Source organism: Nocardia sp. NBC_00508 (assembly GCF_036346875.1).
Classification (GTDB): domain Bacteria; phylum Actinomycetota; class Actinomycetes; order Mycobacteriales; family Mycobacteriaceae; genus Nocardia.
Map to the genome: position 1 here is coordinate 6,632,032 of NZ_CP107852.1, position 21,180 is coordinate 6,653,211.

The following is a 21,180-nucleotide window of genomic DNA, read 5'->3' on the forward strand; positions in this document are numbered from 1 at the left end:
AATACCTAGCGTCCGTGGGTGATCTACCGGGAGAGATCAGCAGACTATAACAGAGCAAATGCTCTGTTATAGTGGCGCCATGCCCCGCCCTCGCACGCACGACCCCGATCTCGTGCTCGATGCCGCGGAATCACTGGCCGTTCGCTGCGGCCCTGCCGCGGTCACCACGCGCGCGGTCGCAACCGCCACCGGCATCTCCAACGGGGCGATCTACCACACCTTCGGCTCGCGCGCGGAGCTGCTCGGCCGGACCTGGTTGCGGGCCGCACGCCGATTTCTCGACCTGCAAACCGCGCTGGTCGAGACGGCGCTCGCCGACTACGACAGCGCTGAGGCCGTGGTCGCGGCCGCCGAGGCGCCCGCGGTCTTCGCCGAGCGTCATCCGGACTCGTCGCGGCTGCTGCTCGCCGTGCGGCGCGAGGAGTTGCTGGGCGAGCTGCCCGAGGGCGTCGCCGCCGAACTCGCGGCGACCGACGCGGTGCTGGTCGAGCTGATGATCCGGCTGTCGCGACACCTGTGGCAGCGCGGCGACCGCCGCGCCGTCGACGTGATCACGTTGTGCCTGGTCGACCTGCCCACCGCCGTGCTGCTGCGCCGCGAGCGACTCGACGACCCCCGTGCGCGGGAATATCTCCGCGGCGCGGTACGCGCTGTTCTCGCGCTCGGCCCGCCCCCCTGACGATCCCTGATCCCCGTCCCCTACCCGAGGAACCATCATGCCTACACTCGACTACCACGACAAGATCGCCGTCCTCGATCTGGGCGGTGACGAAAACCGTTTCTCCCCCGCCTTTCTGGATGAAGTGGGTGCCCACCTCGACACCGCGCTCGCCGACCGCGCCGAGGGCCTGGTCACCACCGCGGCAGGCAAGTTCTACTCCAACGGACTGGACCTGGACTGGCTCAGCACACACAGCGACCGCGCCGAGTGGTATGTGGGGCGGGTGCAGGCGCTGTTCGCGCGGATCCTCACCCTGCCGATACCCACCGCCGCCGCGCTGCCCGGGCACGCGTTCGGCGCGGGCGCCATGCTCGCCATCGCCCACGACTACCGCGTCATGCGCGCCGACCGCGGCTATTTCTGCTTCCCCGAGGTCGACATCCGCATCCCCTTCACACCCGGCATGGCGGCCCTCATCCAAGCCAAGCTCACCCCGAAGACCGCGGTGGCCTCGATGACCACCGGCCGCCGCTTCGGTGGCATCGACGCCGCGGCCGCCGACATCGTCGACGCCACCGCCGCCGAAGGCGCCGTCACCGAGACCGCGCTGTCCCTGCTGGCCCCGCTGGGCGGGAAAGATTCCGGCACCCTCGGCGCGATCAAGAACACCATGTACGCCGAAGCCGTGGTGGCGTTGACCGTGTAGAAAGCCCGGAACTACGCGTCGAATCTGTTGCAGGCGGGGGTGTTTCGGCAGTGCTGGGGTAAAGGCCGTCGTGCCGGAACGATCGAAACGCCCCACGCGTGTGGCCGGGCACCTACTGTCTGGGGAAGTCGGGATTTACTGAACGAGGGTTGTGCGATGACCGAACCGAACACGTCTTGTGCCGCATTCCAACTCAGCGCGGCGATTGATCCGGACGCGGTGGCGGTCCGTTCCCTCGGCGGCGACCAGACGCTGACCTGGCGGGAATACGCCGAGCAGGTCCGTGCGGTCGCGGTCGGGCTGGGGGCCCTCGGCATCGGCCGCGGCGACACGGTGGCGTTGATGATGGGCAACCGGGTGGAGTTCTATCCGATCGAGGTCGGCGCGCAGCACACCGGCGCGACCTCGTTCTCGGTGTACAACACGCTGTCGCCTGAGCAGTTGAACTACGTGTTCGGTAATGCGGGCAACCGGGTGGTGCTGTGTGAGCAGCAGTACGTCGAGCGCATCCGGCGCTCCGGCGCGGCGATCGAGACCATCGTCTGTATCGATGGCAGTCCCGAAGGCACGCTGGGCCTGGATGAACTGAAGGCCATGGGCCGGGCCGATTTCGACTTCGATGCCACCTGGCGAGCTGTGCGGCCGGAGGACGTGCTCACCCTCGTCTACACCTCCGGCACCACCGGAAACCCGAAGGGTGTCGAGATCACCCACGCCAATCTGCTGGCCGAAGCACGCGCGTTCCACGCGGTGCTGCCGGTCGCGTTCGGTGACCGGCAGACCTCCTACCTGCCGTCGGCGCACATGGCCGACCGGTTCTGTTCGCTGTATCTGCAGCAGGTGTACGGCACGCAGATCACCGTGGTGCCCGACCGGTCGCTGCTGCCCGCCGCGCTGGTCGACGTGCACCCCACGATCTGGGGTGCGGTGCCCCGGGTGTGGGAAAAGCTGAAGGCGGCCATCGAGTTCTCCGTCGCCAACGAATCCGACGACGCCACCCGCGGCGCGCTGGAGTGGGCGCTGGATGTGGCAGCGCGCAAGGCCGACGCGCAGCTGCGCGGGGAACCGATCGACGCCCAACTGGCCGCCGAATGGGCGAAGGCCGACGAGCGGGTGTTGTCCGGCTTGCGCGCGAAAATCGGCCTGGACCAGCTGAAGTGGGCGATGTCGGGCGCCGCGCCGATTCCGCCGCAGACGCTCGGGTTCTTCTTCGGGCTCGGCATTCCGATCTCGGAGATCTGGGGCATGTCCGAGCTCACCTGCGTGGCGAGTGCCTGCGCGCCCGAGGAGGCGCGGTTGGGTTCGGTGGGCCGGATGCTGCCCGGAATGCAGTGGCGCATCGCCGAAGACGGTGAATTCTTGGTGCGCGGGCCGCTGGTGATGAAAGGCTATCGGAAGGAGCCGCAGAAGACCGCCGAGGCGCTCGACGCCGACGGCTGGCTGCATACCGGCGACATCTTGTCCGTCGACGACGACGGCTACCTGCGGGTGGTCGATCGCAAGAAAGAGCTGATCATCAATTCGGCGGGAAAGAACATGTCCCCGGCCAACATCGAGAACGCGATCAAAGCCGCGACCCCGTTGGTCGGCGCCATCGCCGTGATCGGCGAGGCCCGCCCGTACAACACCGCGCTGATCGTCATCGATGCCGAAACCGCGGCGCTGTATGCCGCCAAGTATGGTCTGCCGGAGGCGTCCGCGGTGGCGCTGGCGGCCGACTCCGGGGTAGTCGCCGAGATCGCGCGCGGTGTGGCGGCGGGCAACGCGACGCTGTCGCGGGTCGAGCAGATCAAGCGGTTCAGCGTGCTGCCGACCTTCTGGGAACCGGGTGGTGACGAGGTGACTTTGACGATGAAGTTGCGCCGCAAGCCGATCGCGGCCAAGTACGTCGAGCAGATCGCGTTGCTCTATGCCGACGCCCTGGCCGCAACCGTGCACGAACCGGAAGGACAGCAGGCGCGTCTGTGAGGAATCCGCGCCGCCGACGCGCTCACAGCGAGAAAGTGAGCCGCTGGGGCCGCACGTAGTCGGTCGGATCGTGCATAGTGCGCAGGTCCGGTCGTTGCGCGGCGGGAATCCGAGCCAGTTCGGTGCGCAGCGGCGCGTCGTATGTCGCAGCGCTCGCGGTGAGCCCGGGCAGCCAGTTGTCGTGATGGCTCGGTACGAACAACGCCGGGGTGAGCGCCTGGATGTAGGTGCGCGGATCGCGCAGGCCGTTGCTGATCTGGTTGTAGCCCTGCACCGCGCCGATCTGCAGGTCGGTGGCGGGCAGCGCGGCGAGGATGTCGAACACGTGCGGGGCGCGCTCGGTGAGCGGTCCCGTCGAGTCGTGCCAGACCAGTGCAAAGCCCGGCACCCGGAACTGATACAGCAGAACTCCGCCCTCGGGATCACGCAGGCGCGACACCCCCTGCACGAGGCCGGCGAGCGTCGGTGGGTGCGCGAGTACGACCCCGGGCTCCGGGCGGGGAAAGAAGCGCGGAGATCCGTCGACCGGGTCGGGTGGGGTGCGCGCGGAGTGCAGATGCCGGATGACGGTCACCTCGACCGCGCCGACGGTGAAGTCTTCGCGGGTGCCGATGGGTGTGTCCGCGTCGCCGTGTGGGGCGGTCGCGAACGACGGATCGCCGAGCTGCGCGGTGATGTTCGCGCAATGCTCGGCGGTGCCGTGCACGGTGGCGCCGCTGGCCTGCGCGATGCGGGCGGCGTCGCCGGCGTGGTCGAAGTGTCCGTGGCCGATGAAGATCGCCGCGGGCGCCAGGTCCACCAGGTCCTGCGGGGTGGCCGGGACGTATCCGGTGCTGGTCAGCCGCGGCACCCACGCGTCGAGCAGGAACACCGCACCGCCGATGGCCAGGGCGTAGGTCGTACACCCGATCCAGGACAGCACCACCCGATCCGTGCGCGGCGCGCCGGATTCGCCGTCGATGGCATCGGCGCCGAAGAAGCGGATGCGGGCCGCGATCGTCCGCGCGTCGGCGGGTCCGGCCGCGGGCTGTAACTGTCCGGCCGCGATCGTCGCCAGTCTGTCGCCGAGCCCGAACAGCCCCAGCCCAGGAATTCTGCACACGCCCCGTACCTCACCACGCACACCCGAGACAGGCAAGTGGTCGGCCGGGAGTTGGGGCGTATTACAGGCGGATGCCCAGCAGCGCGTCGACCGCTGTGGTGATCAGGGCGGGCGCGTGGGGGTCCTGGCCGCCGTAGTCGACGGCCTGACGGGCCCAGTTGTCCACGGCATCGAGCGCTTTGGGCGTGTCCAGGTCGTCGGCCAGATGCTGGCGCAGCCGCGCGAGGGTGTCGGTGGCCGAGGGGCCCGCGGTGAGCGCGACCGCTTCGCGCCACAGGTGCAGGCGGCGCTGTGCGCGTTCGAGCAGCGCGGCGGTCCACATCCGGTCCTGGCGGTAGTGGCCTGCCAGCAGCGCCAGGCGGATCGCGCCGGGGTCGACGCCGTCGCGGCGCAGCACCGACACCAGTACCAGGTTGCCCCGGGACTTCGACATCTTCTCCCCGTCCAGCCCGATCAGGCCGGCGTGGACGTAGTGGCGGGCGAAACGACGGCCCGCGATCAGCGACTCGGCGTGCGCGGCGGAGTATTCGTGGTGCGGGTAGATCAGGTCGCTGCCGCCGCCCTGGATGTCGAATTCCGGGCCGATGCGGTTGACCGCGATCGCCGAACACTCGATGTGCCAGCCGGGCCTGCCCGCGCCGAACGGGGCGGGCCAGGACGGCTCGCCGGGGCGGGCCGCGCGCCACACCAGCGCGTCGATGGTGTCGCGTTTGCCCGGGCGGTCCGGGTCGCCGCCGCGCTCGGCGAACAACCGCTCCATGGTGGGACGGTCGTAGCCGGATTCGTACCCGAACTGCTCGGTGGCGTCGGCACGGAAGTAGATGTCGGGGTATTCGGGGTCGTCGACGACGTAGGCGGCGCCGGAGGCCAGCAGTTTCTGCACGAACTCGACGACCTCGTCGACCGATTCGATCGCGCCCACGTAGTCGCGGGGTGGCACGATCCGCAGCGCCGACATGTCCTCGCGGAACAGGTCGGTCTCCGCCGTGCCGAGTTCGCGCCAGTCCACACCGTCGCGTTCGGCGCGGACGAACAGCGGGTCGTCGACGTCGGTGACGTTCTGCACATAGTGCACGTCGTGGCCCGCATCCCGCCACAGCCGGTTGACCAGGTCGAAGGTCAGGTAGGTCGCGGCGTGCCCGAGGTGGGTGGCGTCGTAGGGGGTGATGCCGCAGACGTACATGGTGGCGGTGGCGCCGGGAGTGACCGGCCGGACCTGTCGGTCGGCGGTGTCGTACAACCGCAACGGCGGTCCTGCTCCAGGGACGGCGGGGACGGCGGTGTCGGACCAGGACTGCATGCTTATGAGGGTAAGGGTGTGGTGGAGATCATCCGCCCCCGCCCCGACGCCGCCCGGGGGCGGGCCGGTCGGCAGGCCCTCACGACGTGCGTCTTCCAGCAAATCGTGGGATGTCAAGGTTTCGGGTCTGGCTGAATCACCGGTCGCGGCGGGTGGGGTCGGTGATCGTGTTGCGGGTGATCGCGAACGTCCCGTCCAGGTCAGGAATATCCGGATCGGTGTCGGCGAGTGCGATCTGGGTGAATTCGCCGCGTGCCACGTCGAACTCGAGTTCGTGATAGGCGACCGTATCGCCCCAATCCGGCGATGGCAACGAGATGAAGCGCATCGTGAACCGCCCGGAATCCACCGAGCCCTCGGTGAGGACGTAGACGCCGAAGTGGTCTTCCCCCGCCGAGCTCAGCCAGTAGACGCCGTTGTCGTACAGGTGCAGGTCGGTGTCGGGGTAGGGCTTTTTGTCGTAGAGATGCAGGTAGTGCAACGCGAGCTTGTAGGTCGGCGCCCCGATGCCGATCTGCACCGTCGGTGCCGCACGGTCTCCGGTCGAGTGGGTCATCGGGTCCTCCCTGGTGATCGCGCCGAGCATTCGAGCTTCAACTGTGCCAGGAATGTCCCCGGTACGGCATCGGTCACGGTGGCGGGGCTGTCGCGCTCAGAAGGCAGGCCACGGGATGGGACGCGCGGTGCGCGGCAGCGGCATCACCGGGTCGTCGAGCACCTGCTGGGTGCGTTCGGCGAGCGCGTCGATCTCGCTGTCGGTGATGTATTCGCTCAGCGCATCGGCGAACGCGCCCGGCAAATGTTTGGCGAACACGGTGATGTCCGCGATCAGGCCGTCGTCTATGGGTTGGCCCGCCCAGCCCCACAGCACGGTGCGCAGTTTGTGCTCGGTGTGCAGGCAGATGCCGTGATCGACGGCGTACACCTGACCGTCCACGCCTTCCAGCGCATGCCCGCCCTTGCGGTCGGCGTTGTTGAGCAGCACGTCCAGCACCGCCACCCGCTGCAGCCGGGGGTCGTCGGCGTGGATCAGCGACACTTCGTTGCCCTCCTGGTCCAGTGCGCGCAGCACCTCGCGGAATCCGTCGGGTACCGCGCCCGCGGGGCACAGGTCGATCAGGTCGAGCCGGTTGCCGCGGTCGGTGTGGTTGTCCACGCCGTCGACCCAGCGTTGCACCATGCCGGGCCCGAAAGGGCCCTCGCGCAGGATGGTTTCGGGGATCACGCTCCAGCCGACCGCCTCGGAGATCAGATACGACGCCACCTCGCGTCCGGCGAGGGTGCCGTCGGGAAAGTCCCACAACGGGCGTTCGCCACGGATCGGCTTGTAGACCACCCGCAGCGCCTGGTCCGTCTGGCTGTCGGGCACATCGCAGACCAGGGTCACGTTGCTGGCGGTGGTCACCCGCCCGATCACCGTCAGCTCGCCGCTGTGGAATCGGTCCCCGGCCTCGGCCACCCGATCACTCCTCTAGTTCGGCCGCGCCGAAGATGTCGCCGCGCTTGTAGCCGTTGGTGCGCACGCACATGTGTCCGCGAGCCGACAGCGGTTCTCCGCACAGCGGGCAGGGCGGACGGCCCGCCGCGATCACGCGGGTGGAGCGCAGCGCGAATTCGCGGGCCTGGATCGGGGTGAGGAACACCCGTACCGCGTCGGGTCCTTCCTCGGTGTCGTCGAGCACCACCGACTCGTCGACTTCGGTTTCGGTGATCGCCAGCAGTTCCACCACCACCGCGCCCGCGTCGGCGTCCCAGCCCAGGCCCATGGTGCCGACCCGGAACTCGGCGTCGATCGGGGTGACCAGCGGCGCGTTGTCGGTGACGTCCTCGGCCTGCGGCGGCACCTCCGCGCCGAAGCGGCGCGCGACCTCGTCCAGTAGCAGACCCATCCGGTCGGCGAGCACCTTCACCTGCTGCTTCTCCAGCAGCACGCTGACCACGCGCGGTTCCTGCACGGCCTGCAGGTAGAACGCGCGATCGCCCGGCTCACCGACGGTCCCGGCGACGAAACGATCGGGGGTGCGGAATACATGGATTGCGCGTGACACATGCACCTCCTGATACGTGACCCTGATCGACTACCCGCGGCGCGCGGATTCCATACAACGACCGTACGGTTGTTCACAAGGAATCGCGGCGCTCCGCATTCCCATTATCCGCACTTCCCGCGTCTCCCAGCTCACCACCGGGAACAGGACCGGAGGTCGCGGTTCTCGATGCCGCCGAGGCGCCGTCTCGGGGTTGCCCGCCGGTGGCGGCGAGGGCGGACAGGTCGGAGCCGGTGTCGTTCATCCGCCACACGTACGGCGCGGTCGGGGTGTAGCGGATGACGCTGATCGAGGCGGGTTCGACCATGATGCGCTGGAAACCGTCCAGGTGGATGCCGAGGGCGTCGGCGAGGACTGCCTTGATCACGTCGCCGTGCGTGCACGCCACCCACAGCGCGTCGCGGCCGTGTTGCTCGGCCAGGGCGCGGTCGTGGTCGCGGATGGCGGCCACGGCGCGGGACTGCACCTGTGCCAGGCCCTCGCCGCCGGGGAAGACCGCGCCGGAGGCATGCCGCTGCACGACCTTCCACAGCGGTTCGGCCAGCAGATCGGCGATCGGGCGGCCGGTCCACTCGCCGTAATCGACCTCGATGAGCCGGTCGTCGAATACCGGCTCCAGCCCGAACTTTTCCGCCAGCGGTGCCACGGTGCGCTGGCAGCGCAGCAGCGGCGAATGCACGATGCGTTCGATCGGCAGCCCGGCCAGTCGTTCGGCCACGGCCCTGGCCTGCTCGTCGCCGCGCTCGGTGAGCCCGACGCCGGTGCCGCGACCGGCCAGGGTGCGGGCGGTGTTCGACGTCGACACACCGTGCCGCAACAGGATCACCGTCATGCGGCCAGCCTAGCGATCATGTCGCCGAGATTTCCCCTGCCGCCAGCAGACCCATGATGACCAGGCCGAGCACGATGCGGTAGCCGACGAACCAGTACAGCGAATGCCGCGCCACGAAACGCAGCAGCCACGCCACCGACGCGTAGCCGACGACGAACGCCAGCAACGTGGCCACCAGCAGTTGCGGTCCGCTGGCATTGAGCCCTTCACCGGCGGGTGCGAACGCGTCCGGCAGGCTGAACAGACCCGAGGCGGTGACGGCGGGAATGGCGAGCAGGAACGAAAACCGTACCGCCGCTTCACGTTCCAGCCCGAGGAACAGTCCGGCGGTGGAGGTCGCGCCCGAGCGCGAGACACCGGGGATCAGCGCCAGGCTTTGGGCGAAGCCCATCGCCAGACCGTCGCGGGTGGTCAGCTGCTCGATCGGGCGTTCCTTGCGACCGAAGTGTTCGCCGGCGGCGATGACCAGGGCGAAGAAGATCAGCATGAACGACACCAGCCACAGATTGCGCGCCCCGGTGCGGATCTCGTCTTTGAAGACGAACCCCAGCACGCCGATCGGGATGGTGGCGATGATCACATACCAGCCGATGCGGTAGTCGAGTTCGCGCTGGTTCTGTGCGTGGAGAACGCGCGTGCGGTCGGCGGTGAGGACCGGAAGTTTCGTGGTGGGCTGATCGTGCAGTGGGAGCTCCTGCCTGCCGCGCGTGGTCACCCGCTCGCGCAGACCCGCGAACCAGGCCAACACGATCCGCCAGATGTCCTTGGCGAAGTACACCAGCACTGCGGCCTCGGTGCCCAGCTGGGTGACCGCGGTGAACGAGGCGCCCGCGTCGTCGCCGAAGAAGACGGAGGACACGATGCGCAGATGCGCCGAGGAGGAGATCGGCAGGAACTCCGTGAGTCCCTGCACCAGGCCCAGCAGCAAGGCCTGCACCCAGGTCATCGACTCTCCTACCACGAACCAGCCTCCACTTCCACCCGAAATACGTGTTCCCACCTGGGCAATTGGTCCGGCGGTCGGCGCGTCGCTGTGACCACCGCCGCAATCACGCAGCGACAGTACAGTGTCGAGGCCGCGACGGCGTGCCCGGCTGTTGCGCTGCCGCCACCGCGCGGTTCGCACCAGGGGGGCGGTTTCCCCGCTCGCGCAAGTGCGACCCACTGTGCTGGTGGGCGTCGAGTCGCGTATCCACACTCTAGGCTTGGCGCCGTGACGATTGCGCGGACACGGTGATGGAACAGCGGACGGTGGGCCGCAGCGGCCTGCGGGTGTCCCGGATAGGACTGGCGACCCACACCTGGGGTGCGCATACCGATACCGACGAGGCGGCAGTGCAGTTGGTGGCGTTCGCCGAGGCGGGCGGCACGCTGGTGGACACCTCCCCCGCCTATGCCGGCGGTGCGGCACAACGGATCCTGGCCGAACTGCTCGGCGATCTGGTCTCGCGCGACGATCTGGTACTCAGCGGTTGCGCGGGTGTCGCGCCGCGGACCACGCCCGCACCTGGGGGAGCTTCCGTGCCCGCGCCGGAACCGGTTCGCCCGGCCGTGGACACCTCGCGCCGCGCGCTGCTGCGCCAACTCGATCGGACGCTGCTCGAACTGGGCACCGACTATCTCGATATCTGGCATGTCGCCGCGTGGGACCCGCAGACTCCACTCCACGAGGTCGCCGCCACCCTCGAATTCGCGGTCCGCTCGGGGCGGGTCCGCTACGGCGGGGTGCGTGGATTCAACGCCTGGCAGGTCGCCAGCATCGCCGCGGTCGCGCCCATCACCGTCGCGCAGACCCCGTACTCGCTGCTCGCGCGTGATACCGAAACCGATTTCATTCCGGCCGCCCAGCATCACGGCGTCGGGCTGATCGCTACCGCGCCGCTGGCCGGAGGCATTCTCACCGGCAAGTATCGCGACGGAGTGCCCGCCGATTCGCGCGGCGCGGACGAGGCGACCGCCGCCGAGATCCGCCACCGGCTCGACGACCGCGCGACCCGAGTGGTCGAGGCGCTGGTCACCGCCGCCGACGGACTGGGCACCTCGCCGCTTGCCGTCGCGCTGGCCTGGATCCGGGAGCGACCCGGCATCGCAAGCATGATCGTCGGCGCACGCGACATCGGGCAGCTCACCGGCGTGCTGGCAGCGGAAACTCTGGAACTGCCGCGCGCGATCGCGGCCGCCCTGGACGACGTCAGTGCACGCACCGAGTGACAGAGATTAGCCTTGCCGGCATGAGTGAGCGCAGCGAGCGAATCATCGACACAGCGCGCGTGCGCATGCTGGAGCCGAGTGTCAGCGAGGCGCGGGCATGAGTGAGCGCAGCGAGCGAATCATCGACACAGCGCGCGTGCGCATGCTGGAGCCGAGTGTCAGCGAGGCGCGGGCATGAGTGAGCGCAGCGAGCGAATCATCGACACAGCGCGCGTGCGCATGCCGGAGCCGAGTGTCAGCGAGGCGCGGGCATGAGTGAGCGCAGCGAGCGAATCATCGACACAGCGCGCGTGCGCATGCCGGAGCCGAGTGTCAGCGAGGCGCAGGCATGAGCACTGAGGTGACCGGGGTCGGGCGGGGGAACCGAGTCCCAGGCGGGTGGTGGCGTGCTGTGCTGGCCCTGCTCGCGGTGAGCCTGCTGGCCGGGTCGGTTGCCTGTGGAACCGACGGCGCGGCTTCGCACGGCGGTCACGGGCCGTCGACAGCGACGCTGACCGACCTGGACCCGGTGCCGATCGGACCCGAGCCGACGCTGACGCTGCCGGTGACGGTGCGCTCGTTCGACGGCGCCGAAGTCACCGTCACCGACGCGAGCCGCATCATCGCTGTGGACCGCTACGGCACTCTGGCCCAGACCGTGTTCGCGCTCGGGTTGGGGTCGAAGCTGGTGGGGCGCAGCACCTCCGCGGCGTTTCCCGCCGTGCAGAACGTGCCGAACGTGGCCGGCGGCAATGGATCGCTGAACGTGGAATCGGTACTGGCACTGCGGCCTTCGGTGTTCTTGACCGACACCACTAGCGCCGCGCCCGGGGTGCGGGAGCAACTGCGCGCGGCCGGTGTCACGGTCGTCTATTTCGATCCGCAGCGCACGATGGACGGGGTGGTGCCGCAGATCGAGGCGGTAGCGGGCGCGTTGGGGGTGCACGAGCGCGGGCAGGCGCTGGCGCAGCGCACCCGCGACGAGATCGCCGCCGCGAGCGCCGCCGTTCCCGCCCATGACCCGCCGCTGACCATCGCGTTCCTGTATCTGCGTTCCACGGCCATCACGATGCTCGCCGGACCGGGGTCGGGCGCGGACGCGTTGATCGCGGCGCTGGGCGCGCGGGACGCGGGCACGGCGGCTGGGCTGAAAGAGCCGTTCACCGCGATCACCAGCGAGGCGATGATCGGTGCGGCGCCGGATGTGCTGTTGGTGATGTCGGATGGGCTGGAATCCGTCGGCGGGGTAGAGGGACTGCAGAAGGTGCCCGGCATCGCGCAGACCCCCGCCGGACGGGACCGGCGCGTAGTGGACATGTCGGATGCGGTGCTGCTGAGTTTCGGACCCAACACCGGGCGGGTGATCGCGGCGCTGAGCCAGGCCGTGTACGGCACCGGGCACGCATGAGTGAGCGCAGCGAGCGAACCATGGACACAGCCGCCTCAGCGGTCATGCCGGAGCCGAGCGGTAGTGAGGCGCAGGCATGAGCGCTACGGCAACGGCGCGACCGGTTTCTCCCGCGCCGAAGTCACGGCGTCGCTCCCAGGTGCTGCTGGTATTCGCGGTCGCGGTGGCCGGGTTGGTCGCGCTGGCGGTCGTGTCGGCGGCGATCGGGCAGGTGCCGACCACCCCCGCCGAGGTGACGGGCAGCGTGCTGCACCGCATCGGGCTGGATCTCGGGCCGATGCCCGCGCATCCCTCGGGGGAGGTGACGTTGTGGCAGGTGCGGTTCCCGCGGGTGGTGCTGGCGATGCTGGTCGGTGCGGCGCTGGCGACTGCGGGTGCGTTGTTGCAGGGAGTGTTCGCCAATCCGCTGGCCGAACCCGGTGTGATCGGGGTGTCGGCGGGCGCGGCGGTCGGGGCGGGCACGGTGATCGTGGTGGGTGGTGCGTTCGTGGCGGTGTGGTCGGTGGCCGCGGCCGCGTTCGTCTCGGGGCTGGCGACCACATTGCTGGTGTATGTGCTGGCGCGCGCCAATGGACGCACCGAGGTTGTCACGCTCGTGCTCACCGGTGTCGCGATCAACGCCTTCGCTGGCGGGGTGATCGCGCTGCTGCTGTTCGTGGCGTCTCCCGCCGCACGCGACCAGCTCGTGTTCTGGCAGCTGGGCTCGCTCAACGGCGCGACCTGGGAATCGGTGGGCGTGGTCGCACCGCTCACCGCGGTGGGCGTGGCCGCGGCGGTGCTGCTGGCGCCGTCGCTGGATCTGCTGGCGCTGGGTGAGTCCGCAGCGCGGCATCTGGGCGTCGATGTGGAGCGGCTGCGGCGCAATGTGATCGTGGTCGTCGCGGTCCTGGCCACCGCCGGTGTCGCGTTCACCGGCATCATCCTGTTCGTCGGGCTCATCGTCCCGCATCTGGTGCGGATGCTGGTCGGCCCCGCCCATCGGGTCCTCATCCCGCTCAGCGCCATCGTCGGGGCGGTGGTGCTGCTGGCCGCCGACGTCACCGCCCGCTCCCTGGTCGACAACGCCGACCTGCCGCTGGGCATGCTCACCTCCCTCATCGGCGGCCCGGTCTTCTTCTGGCTGCTGCGCCGCACCCGAGCCCGCTCCGGAGGCTGGGCATGACACCCCGGCCCCTCGGTCGAGTGGCACATGGCTGCGGGGAATGCCGAGAAGACCTCTCGCTGTTGTGCCACTCGATCGGCGGCCGGTTGGGAGGCGTGCGGTGAGCGTGTTCCGGCGGGTGCACGAGTTGCCGGTGCGGCCTGGGCTCGGGGACGCCACGCTGCGGGCGGTGGGGGTGAGTGTGAATCGCCATGGCGGCGGCGGGCGGGTGCGACGGGTGCTCGAGGGAATCGACTTCGAGGCCGTCGCGGGGCAGGTCGTGGCACTCGTCGGGCCCAACGGCGCGGGTAAGTCGACGCTGCTGGCCGCGCTGGCCGGGGAGTTGACGCTCGCCGAGGGCGCCGTGGAACTCGACGGGCAGCTGTTGACGCACTGGACGACGCTGGACATGGCGCGGCGGCGAGCCGTATTGCCGCAGAGCCATACGGTCGGCTTCCCCTTCACCGCACGGGAAGTGATAGCGATGGGCCGCGCGCCCTGGGTGCGCACCGAGCGTCGCGAACTAGACGACGAACAGATCGCCGCCGCGATGGCCGCCACCGACGTGGAACACCTTGCCGCCCGGTCTTTTCCGACACTTTCCGGTGGCGAACGCGCCCGGGTCGCGCTGGCTCGCGTGCTGGCCCAGGACACCGCCACGCTGCTCTTGGACGAGCCCACCGCGGCGCTCGACCTCGGCCACCAGGAAGCCGTTCTGCGGTTGGCCACCGCCCGCGCCGCCGCAGGAGCCGCCGTGGTCGTGGTTCTGCACGACCTCGGTATCGCGGCCGCTTACGCCGACCGCGTCGCCGTGCTCGATTCCGGTCGCATCGCCGCGGACGGGCCGCCGCGCGACGTGCTGACCACCGACCTGCTCACCCGCGTCTACCAGCACCCGGTGGAGGTTCTCGACCACCCCGTCACCGGTGCCCAACTGGTGCTGCCGGTGCGTCGCTGACCGCTCGGATCCGGCCGATCAACTGGACGGGCCGAGCCGTACGACCAGATGATGAAGTACGCCACTGCGATCCGTCGAGATCGTCGTCGAGACCGGCAGATCGATGTGTGCGGTGGGGATCTCGACCAGGTCGCCGCTGGCGCTGGACGCGATCAATCTGGATCCGGTCGTCCCAGGCAACCAGGATGGTCTCCGCGTCTGCGGGGTCGTCGGCCCGGCGCATGGCAAAGCCGACGATCGGGTCGACGTGCTCGACATAAAGGCAGCGGAAGCGCTTCTCAGCGCTGGCGTGGTCGCGGCTCATGACTGCTCCATGTCCGCCACCGGTGAGATCGTTGCACCCGCCGACAGCAGCCTCTCCGCCAGCGCGTGACAGCGCTTCCCGAGCTCTGGAGGGTCGAGCACCTCGAAGTCGTGACCCAGCATGAGCACGTGCATGAGCACGGCGTCGAGGCTTTTGTCGGCGCCACTGAGCACCTCGCAGCGCTCGTTTCCTCGCCGTCGTACGACGGCCGCCGACGCCGGAATCTGCGCGCGCACGGTGTCGGCCGAGGCGTGCACGAGGAAGCGCGCCTGGTACGGGTAGACCCGACTGGCCACACCCTCCTGCACGTACGTCGCCGCGTCGGGCGCCGCGCGCGGGCGGAAGCGCCAGGTCCGTGCAGACACATCGGTCATCCGGTCGACGCGGAAGCTGCGCCAGTCGTCGCGATCGAGCTCGTAGGCGAGGAGGTACCAGCGCCGGTCGGAGGCGACCAAGCGGTAGGGCTCGACCTGCCGCTGTCGCACCTCGCCCCCGGACGGGTAGTCGAAGCGTGCTTCGACCTCGTCGCGGCAGGCTCTGGCCAGCGTCATGAGCACCTGTGGGTCGACCGGCGTGCGGCCTCCGCCGAAGGACTCCACCGAGCCGGAGAGCGCGCGCACCTCGTGCCGCAACCGGGTGGGCAGCACCCGGTCGAGCTTGGTCAACGCCCTGAGTGCGGCGTCGCCGGCGCTGGCGACTGCGCCACCCGCGCCGACGAGCAGCGAGACTGCGGTGACGATCGCTTCCTCGTCGTCGAGAAGCAGCGGCGGCAGCTCCTGCCCTGAACCGAGCTGGTAGCCGCCGCCGACACCCTGGCTGGCATGCACCGGGTAGCCGAGCGTGCGCAGCCGCTCGACATCACGCCGTACCGTGCGTGGCGTGACTCCGAGCCGGTCGGCGAGTTCGGGGCCGGTCCAGACCTGGCGTTGCTGCAGCAGCCCGAGCAGGGTGAGCACCCGCTCCGTGGTCCCCCGCTCTTCGCCGCTGGCGTCCATGTCACCCACCCTGCCACAAATAGCGGACCGATTCTGTCCGCTAGGTGTGTGAGGGTGCTTCCATGGATACAGACGAACTCGACTGGAGCCGGAGGCTGCGCGAGCAGTGGGAGTTCCACTGGAAGCATCAGGTCCGAGCCAGGCTCGACGGCCTGACCGACGACGAGTACCTCTGGTCGCCGGTGCCGGGCGCCTGGAGCGTGCGGCCACGCGGCAGCTCGACAGCACCCGTGCAGGTCGGCGTCGGGGACTTCACGATGGACTACGCCTTCCCTGAGCCGGTGCCCGCGCCCTTCACCACGATCGCCTGGCGACTCGGTCACGTCATCGTCGGCGTGCTCGCCGCGCGCAATGCGGCGCACTTCGGCGCTCCCGCGGCGTCGTACGAGACCTGGGCGTACGCGGGCACCGCGGCCACCGCCCTCGACCAGCTCGAGGCACAGCTCGACGTCTGGCTGGCCGGGGTAGGTGACCTCGGCGAGGCCGGGCTCCGGGTCCCGATCGGCGCGAAGGAACCCTTTCCCGAGCTACCGATGGCCGATCTGGTGCTGCACATCCACCGCGAGCTGATCCACCACCTGTCCGAGGTATGCCTGCTGCGCGACCTCTACCTGCACACGAAATCCGATACCTCGAGGAAGACACTGAAGACACTCATGACCGCGAACCCGACTCACCTCGACCCGGAAGAACTCCATAACAACCCTGCCTTCACGCAGGGCGTGATCGCGCCCGCTGCCCGGACGCTCTACGTTGGCGGCCAGCTCGGCACCGACAGCACCGGAAAACTGCTCGACGGTATCGAGGCGCAAACCACTCAGGCGATGCGAAACGTGCTGACTGTGCTTGCCGCCGCGGGTACCGGTCCCGAGCAGGTCGTCAAACTCAACATCTACCTCGTCGATGGGGTCGACGCCCAGGTGGGATACGCGGCGTCGCGATCGGTGTGGGGCGGTCACCGCACGGCCATCACGGTCGTTTCCACCGCAGGACACGCTCGCCCAGGCGCGCTCGTGGAGATCGACGCAGTAGCGATCATCCCCGAATAGGCCCCGAACCAAAGTCTGTGGCCCGCGCCGCAAGCCCGCGACCTATCGCCAGATCAGTTTGAGCACCGCGGGTGTGAGCAGCATGCGGATCACGGTGGCGTCCAGGATCAGGGCCGCGATCATGCCGTAGGCGATGTATTTCATCAGCACCAGATCCGAGAACCCGAACGCGCCGGTGACCACGATGAGGATGGCGGCGGCGGAGGTGATCACGCCACCGGTGTGGGCGATGCCGTAGCGGATCGCCTCCGGGGCATCGGCGCCCGCGGCGCGCGCCTCCGACACCCGTGACAGCAGGAACACCTCGTAGTCGGTGGACAGTCCGAACACCACCGTCACGATCAACGCCAGCACCGCGAACATCAATGGTCCCGGCGTGAAGTCGAAGATCCCCGCACCGTGGCCTTCGACGAATACCCAGGTCAGTATGCCGAGGGTGGAGACGAGGCTGAGCGCGCTCATCGCGACGGCCTTCAGTGCGAGCACGATCGAACCGAACGCGGCGTACATCAGTGCCAGCGCCGCCGCCACCAGGATGGCCAGCAGCAGCGGCAGGCCGTCCAGCAGACCGTTGATGCTGTCACGTTCGAGGGCGGGCACGCCGGCGACCATCACCCGCACGCCGGTCGGTTCGGGGATGGCGCGCAGCGCGGCGATCACCCGGTCGGCGTCGCGTTTGTCGGCCAGCCCGGCGGCGAGCACATTGATGCCGTCTTTGGTGGCCGCCGCGGGCTCGAAGCGTCCGGTCAGCCCGGGGACCTGGTTGGCGGCGTAGCGGATGTCGCTCAGTTGCCGCGGGTCGGCGCCGACGACTACGAGTTTCAGCGGTTCGGTGCGGAAACTGGGGAACAGCTCGTCGAAACGTTCCTGCGCGACCCGCGCCGGATTGTCCTGGGCCAGGTATCGTTCGCTGAGTCCGCCGAACTCGATGTGCCGCAGCGGGATGCTGAGCGCGAGCAGTGCGAGCACGATCGGCACGGCCACCGCCAGCGGCCGGCGCATCGCCCATACGGCTAGGCGGGAGAAGAATCCGGCGTCGATTTGCGCTTCGGTTTTGCTGCGGGAGAACCGTTTCCAGCCCAGGAAGTCGATGTGGCGCCCGATGATGCTCAACGCCGCGGGCAGCGCGGTCACCGACAGCAGCGCCGCGAACAGCACCGAACTGACGCCGCCCAGCGGCACCGAGCGCAGCACTCCGTTCGGGAAGATGAACAGCGCACCGAGGCTGACCGCGATGATCGCCGCCGAGAACAGCACCGTGCGTCCGGCGGTCGCGACCGTGCGGGCGGTGGCTTCTTCGACCGTGCGGCCTGCGGCGAGTTCCTCCCGGAATCGGGTGACGGTGAACAATCCGTAGTCGATCGCCAGCCCCAGGCTGACCAGGGTCATGACGGCGTTGGCGAAGACGTTGACGTCGATGTGGTCGGTGAGCAGCCGCAGCCCGCCCTGGGTGCCCAGAATCGTCATGCCGCCGATCAGCACCGGCAGCAGCGCCCCGATCACGCCGCCGAACACGAAATACAGCAGGATCGCCACGATCGGCAGGGCGATCAGTTCGGCGCGTTCGATGTCGCGCTGCATGCCGGTGTTGATGCCTTCGACGATCGGCTGCAACCCGGCCAGCTGTACGGTCGTGCCGCCCGGGCCGCCGCCGGGGCGTCCGGCGCCGAGGTGGTCCTTGATGGCCGCGTAGTTCTCGACGGTGGCGGTGCCGGAGCCGCGGAGTCCGACGCTGGCGAACGCGTGGGTGTGGGCGGCGTCGGTGGCCTGCGCGGCGAACGGGCTGTCCCAGTAGCTGTCGATCTTCAGGATGCGATCGGGGTAGGTGGCCAGCAGGGCGGCGAGCTGGGCGGTGACCGGGCCGCGGACGGCAGGGTCGTCGACGGTCGCGCCGTCGGGGGCGGTGTAGAGCAGGATCAGGTCGCTGTCGGTGTCGCGGCCGAAGGTGCGGTCGGCCAGTTCGGCGGCGGCGACCGATTCGCTGCTCTCGTCGAACCAGCCCTCCTGGGTCAACCGTCCGGACAGGTCGCGGCCGTACCAGCCCGACACCAGCACCAACAGCACGAACGAGCCCAGCACGAGGAAGCGATTGCGGTGGACGAACCGTCCCCACCGCAGCGATCCGGGCCTGCGCATCGAGTGGCGGCCCGGTTCAGCCGCAGGCCGGTGTGCGGTAGTCGGCCGAGCGCAGGATGCCGCACAGATCGGTGCGCGAGATCCGCCACTTGCCGTCGATAAGCACGAAGTGCACCACCGTGGTGCGGACGGCGGTGCCGGTGCCGTCCTTGTCCAGCCGCATGGTGGCGGTCAGCGTGCCGTCGTGGTTGTCGAACACCGGATCGGTCACGCCGTAGACGGCGCGTGGATTGTCCTGCAGTGCCCGGTACATGTCGGGGATGGCTTGGCGGAACGCTTCGCCGTCCTCGATGAGGGCGGTGCGTTCGCTGTCGGGCAGTGCCGGGTCCAGCGCCCGCTTGATCTGGATGTCCAGGTCGGCGGCCGTCGGCAGCGGCGGGTGCGCGGCGCTGGAGGAGGTGGCGATCGAGGACGACAGCGACGCGTTGGCCGAGGAGCGGGCGGCCGCTACGGCGGCCTCGTCCGGTCCGGTGCTGCAGGCCGCGACCGGCGCCGCCAGCAGCAGGCCCGCGGCGGCGAGCGCGGTCCGGGCGAATCGTGTGTGGGTCATCACGTCCTACATACCGTCGATGACGGAGCTGATCCGTCCCAGCAGGGCCCGCACGGTGGTGACATCCCGGTCTGCGGCGGTGTCGATCGTCGCGGTGTCGGGGATCATATCGTGCACCAGGGCGACGACACTGCGCTCGTCGTCGAGGTCGATGTCGGCGACGGTGGCTTCGGCGACCGCGAGCACGTCTTCCGGGCCGGGTACGGCGGTGTCGAGGTCGCGGCGGTAGACCTCCAGTGTGAGGGTCGCGCGCACGGTCCGGAACGCGAAGGGGTGGCCGTCGCCGGTCGTCCCAAAGCCGTGTGCGTACGGACCGACGGTGACGTCATCGACGGCAAACCCCGACGGATGGTCGGCTTTCAACCGGATCTCCCTGAATCGGACAGCGTGTGGCTCCACCGTAACTCTGATCACCGACATCGTGCTCGAGCCGACACCCCGGTCGGTCGGTTCAGTGCGTCATCATGGTCAGATGGTGAGATTGCGGAAGATTCGTCGGTAGTTAGGAGTTCGGTGCATGCGCCCTCGCGGCTCGGTCCTCTCGGCACTCGCGGGTGCGGCGATGCTGGTGTTGCTGACCGGATGCTCCTCCCGCACCGGTGGTGCGGACCTGCCGACCAGGGAGCCGGCCACCGCGGCGGCCGCGCCCGCGGTGACCGCGCCGCCGGCGGGCCGGGTCCTGTTTACCGGACCGGTCGCCGCGCTGGAATCCGATCCCGGCACCGGGCTGCTGGCCGCGCTCGAGGGCACCGCGCTCACTGTCATCGACCCCGACGCCGCTGTGCCCGCGGTGCGCACCGTGACGCTGCCGGATCGCGCGAGCGGTCTCGCGGCGGGTAGGCCCGGCGAGGTGCTGGCGACCGCGCCCGGGCGGGTGCTGCGGGTCGATCTCGCCGGCGGCGGAATCGGCGAGGTGGCCGTCGACGGCGACGTGCGGTCGGTTCGCCCGCGCCCGGACGGCGGGCTGCTGGTCGGCACGGCCGACGGCCGGGTGCTCGAGGTGGCGCCGGGTGGAGCGGTGACCAGGACCGTGTCCGGGCTGGTATCGGCCGACGAGCTCGCCGAAGCCGACGGCAAGCTCGCCGTGCTCGACCGTCACCAAACCGCGATCTTCGAAGTCGACCTCGGCCGCGACCGGCTCGGGCTGGCGCTGCGGGCAGGCGACGGTGCCACGGAGATGATCGCCGACGCGCGCGGCCGGTTCGTGGTCACCGACTCCGCCGGGGGCGAACTGCTGGTCTACACGGCGGGACCGCTCGTGCTGCGCCAGCGTTTCCCGGTAGGATCTTCGCCTTACGCAGTTGCCTACGATCAGCGGTCGGACACCGTGTGGGTGACGTGCACGCAGCGCAACGAGGTCGTCGGGTTCGACCTGTCGACGGGTATACCGAAGGAAGTGGGACGCTACGCCACCGTCCGGCAACCGAACTCGGTGACCATCGAGCAACGCACCGGGGACTTGTTCGTGGGATCCGCGACCGGCGACGGTCTGCAACGGATCGCTGCGGACGATCGGAAGAGAGGGCACTGATGGCTCGGACACCGCGCGCGGGTGAAGATTCCGCGGCATCCTCTGATCCCACGGCACATCGGCGGCGCGGGCGCGCGCTGCCCGCGGGCTGGGAGACCACCAGCGACGACTACGAGTACGTGCCGCTGCGCCTGCCGCCGGATGTCACGCGGGTGACCGCGTCCATGCGGTTGGCGATCCAAGCCGAGTTCGGTGGCTGGGAGCTCTCGCGGGTGCGGGCCTACACCGACGGCAGCAGGCGGGTCCTGCTGCGGCGGCGAAAATCCGCACTACTACCCCAGCCCGAGCCCGGAATGTGAGC

General features: G+C 69.5%; 21 protein-coding genes and 2 pseudogenes. 11 read left to right on the plus strand and 12 right to left on the minus strand.

Annotated features, from left to right (window positions below):
• Positions 1 to 79 precede the first annotated feature (79 nt).
• From OHA40_RS29905 to fadD11, 3 genes are all read left to right on the plus strand, one after another.
• Positions 80 to 679 (plus strand): TetR/AcrR family transcriptional regulator, encoded by a 600-nt coding sequence (locus tag OHA40_RS29905; RefSeq protein ID WP_330230180.1) that lies wholly within the window; start codon positions 80 to 82, stop codon positions 677 to 679.
• 37 nt (positions 680 to 716) lie between these two features.
• On the plus strand, positions 717 to 1,367 hold the full coding sequence (locus tag OHA40_RS29910; RefSeq protein ID WP_330230181.1) for an enoyl-CoA hydratase-related protein: 651 nt from the start codon (positions 717 to 719) through the stop codon (positions 1,365 to 1,367).
• A gap of 156 nt (positions 1,368 to 1,523) precedes the next feature.
• Positions 1,524 to 3,335, plus strand: coding sequence for a fatty acid--CoA ligase FadD11 (gene fadD11, locus OHA40_RS29915; RefSeq protein ID WP_330230182.1), 1,812 nt, complete (start codon positions 1,524 to 1,526; stop codon positions 3,333 to 3,335).
• Positions 3,336 to 3,357: 22 nt separating this feature from the next.
• Here fadD11 and OHA40_RS29920 read toward each other — a convergent pair whose 3' ends face one another.
• The 7 genes from OHA40_RS29920 to OHA40_RS29950 all read right to left on the minus strand — a co-directional run bounded on the left by OHA40_RS29920 (position 3,358) and on the right by OHA40_RS29950 (position 9,563).
• Entirely contained in the window at positions 3,358 to 4,437 is a 1,080-nt protein-coding gene (locus OHA40_RS29920; RefSeq protein ID WP_330230183.1) for an MBL fold metallo-hydrolase, read from the minus strand.
• 61 nt (positions 4,438 to 4,498) lie between these two features.
• Positions 4,499 to 5,737 (minus strand): cysteine--1-D-myo-inosityl 2-amino-2-deoxy-alpha-D-glucopyranoside ligase, encoded by a 1,239-nt coding sequence (mshC, locus tag OHA40_RS29925; RefSeq protein WP_330230184.1) that lies wholly within the window; start codon positions 5,735 to 5,737, stop codon positions 4,499 to 4,501.
• A gap of 136 nt (positions 5,738 to 5,873) precedes the next feature.
• On the minus strand, positions 5,874 to 6,293 hold the full coding sequence (locus OHA40_RS29930) for a hypothetical protein (RefSeq protein ID WP_330230185.1): 420 nt from the start codon (positions 6,291 to 6,293) through the stop codon (positions 5,874 to 5,876).
• Between the two features lie 96 nt (positions 6,294 to 6,389).
• Positions 6,390 to 7,196, minus strand: coding sequence for an SCO1664 family protein (locus OHA40_RS29935; protein ID WP_330230186.1), 807 nt, complete (start codon positions 7,194 to 7,196; stop codon positions 6,390 to 6,392).
• Positions 7,197 to 7,200: 4 nt separating this feature from the next.
• Positions 7,201 to 7,785, minus strand: a complete 585-nt coding sequence (locus OHA40_RS29940; RefSeq protein ID WP_195131737.1) for a DUF3090 domain-containing protein — start codon at positions 7,783 to 7,785, stop codon at positions 7,201 to 7,203.
• Positions 7,786 to 7,858: 73 nt separating this feature from the next.
• The gene (locus OHA40_RS29945; RefSeq protein WP_330230187.1) at positions 7,859 to 8,617 is read right to left on the minus strand and encodes a histidine phosphatase family protein; all 759 of its coding nucleotides are present in this window, start codon (positions 8,615 to 8,617) and stop codon (positions 7,859 to 7,861) included.
• Positions 8,618 to 8,633: 16 nt separating this feature from the next.
• Positions 8,634 to 9,563, minus strand: coding sequence for an undecaprenyl-diphosphate phosphatase (locus OHA40_RS29950; protein WP_330230188.1), 930 nt, complete (start codon positions 9,561 to 9,563; stop codon positions 8,634 to 8,636).
• A gap of 290 nt (positions 9,564 to 9,853) precedes the next feature.
• Here OHA40_RS29950 and OHA40_RS29955 point away from each other — a divergent pair, with 290 nt between their 5' ends.
• The 4 genes from OHA40_RS29955 (at position 9,854) to OHA40_RS29970 (ending at position 14,314) form a co-directional block, all read left to right on the plus strand.
• On the plus strand, positions 9,854 to 10,828 hold the full coding sequence (locus OHA40_RS29955; protein WP_330230189.1) for an aldo/keto reductase: 975 nt from the start codon (positions 9,854 to 9,856) through the stop codon (positions 10,826 to 10,828).
• A 328-nt stretch (positions 10,829 to 11,156) separates the two neighbouring features.
• Positions 11,157 to 12,215 carry a heme/hemin ABC transporter substrate-binding protein gene (locus OHA40_RS29960; protein WP_330230190.1) on the plus strand — a complete coding sequence of 353 codons (1,059 nt, stop codon included), beginning with the start codon at positions 11,157 to 11,159 and terminating at the stop codon, positions 12,213 to 12,215.
• A gap of 76 nt (positions 12,216 to 12,291) precedes the next feature.
• Positions 12,292 to 13,377 (plus strand): FecCD family ABC transporter permease, encoded by a 1,086-nt coding sequence (locus OHA40_RS29965; RefSeq protein ID WP_330230191.1) that lies wholly within the window; start codon positions 12,292 to 12,294, stop codon positions 13,375 to 13,377.
• A gap of 40 nt (positions 13,378 to 13,417) precedes the next feature.
• Positions 13,418 to 14,314 (plus strand): heme ABC transporter ATP-binding protein, encoded by an 897-nt coding sequence (locus OHA40_RS29970; protein WP_442943844.1) that lies wholly within the window; start codon positions 13,418 to 13,420, stop codon positions 14,312 to 14,314.
• Here the strand turns inward: OHA40_RS29970 and OHA40_RS29975 are convergent.
• Both OHA40_RS29975 and OHA40_RS29980 read right to left on the minus strand, forming a co-directional pair.
• On the minus strand, positions 14,277 to 14,618 hold the full coding sequence (locus OHA40_RS29975) for a hypothetical protein (protein ID WP_330230193.1): 342 nt from the start codon (positions 14,616 to 14,618) through the stop codon (positions 14,277 to 14,279). The genes OHA40_RS29970 and OHA40_RS29975 overlap by 38 nt on opposite strands.
• Positions 14,615 to 15,613 carry a helix-turn-helix transcriptional regulator gene (locus tag OHA40_RS29980; protein ID WP_330230194.1) on the minus strand — a complete coding sequence of 333 codons (999 nt, stop codon included), beginning with the start codon at positions 15,611 to 15,613 and terminating at the stop codon, positions 14,615 to 14,617. Before OHA40_RS29980 ends, OHA40_RS29975 begins: the two co-directional genes overlap by 4 nt.
• A 62-nt stretch (positions 15,614 to 15,675) precedes the next feature.
• On the opposite strand from OHA40_RS29980, the pseudogene OHA40_RS29985 reads away from it, so the two are divergent.
• Both OHA40_RS29985 and OHA40_RS29990 read left to right on the plus strand, forming a co-directional pair.
• Positions 15,676 to 16,227, plus strand: a pseudogene (locus OHA40_RS29985) (DinB family protein); the annotation flags it as partial.
• Positions 16,228 to 16,380: 153 nt separating this feature from the next.
• A pseudogene (locus OHA40_RS29990) lies at positions 16,381 to 16,662 on the plus strand (RidA family protein); the annotation flags it as partial.
• Between the two features lie 42 nt (positions 16,663 to 16,704).
• On the opposite strand, the gene OHA40_RS29995 reads toward OHA40_RS29990, so the two are convergent.
• Genes OHA40_RS29995 through OHA40_RS30005 form a run of 3 tightly spaced genes read right to left on the minus strand, consistent with a single transcriptional unit; the run spans position 16,705 to position 19,711 of the window.
• Positions 16,705 to 18,798, minus strand: coding sequence for an MMPL family transporter (locus OHA40_RS29995; protein WP_330230195.1), 2,094 nt, complete (start codon positions 18,796 to 18,798; stop codon positions 16,705 to 16,707).
• 16 nt (positions 18,799 to 18,814) lie between these two features.
• Positions 18,815 to 19,348, minus strand: a complete 534-nt coding sequence (locus OHA40_RS30000; RefSeq protein ID WP_330230196.1) for a hypothetical protein — start codon at positions 19,346 to 19,348, stop codon at positions 18,815 to 18,817.
• Positions 19,349 to 19,354: 6 nt separating this feature from the next.
• Complete coding sequence (locus tag OHA40_RS30005; protein ID WP_330230197.1) at positions 19,355 to 19,711, minus strand: hypothetical protein; 357 nt, start codon at positions 19,709 to 19,711, stop codon at positions 19,355 to 19,357.
• Between the two features lie 154 nt (positions 19,712 to 19,865).
• Here OHA40_RS30005 and OHA40_RS30010 point away from each other — a divergent pair, with 154 nt between their 5' ends.
• Both OHA40_RS30010 and OHA40_RS30015 read left to right on the plus strand, forming a co-directional pair.
• Complete coding sequence (locus OHA40_RS30010; RefSeq protein ID WP_330230198.1) at positions 19,866 to 20,879, plus strand: hypothetical protein; 1,014 nt, start codon at positions 19,866 to 19,868, stop codon at positions 20,877 to 20,879.
• A complete protein-coding gene (locus tag OHA40_RS30015; RefSeq protein ID WP_330230199.1) occupies positions 20,879 to 21,178 on the plus strand; it encodes a DUF5703 family protein in 300 nt (99 codons plus the stop codon). Before OHA40_RS30010 ends, OHA40_RS30015 begins: the two co-directional genes overlap by 1 nt.
• Positions 21,179 to 21,180 lie beyond the last annotated feature (2 nt).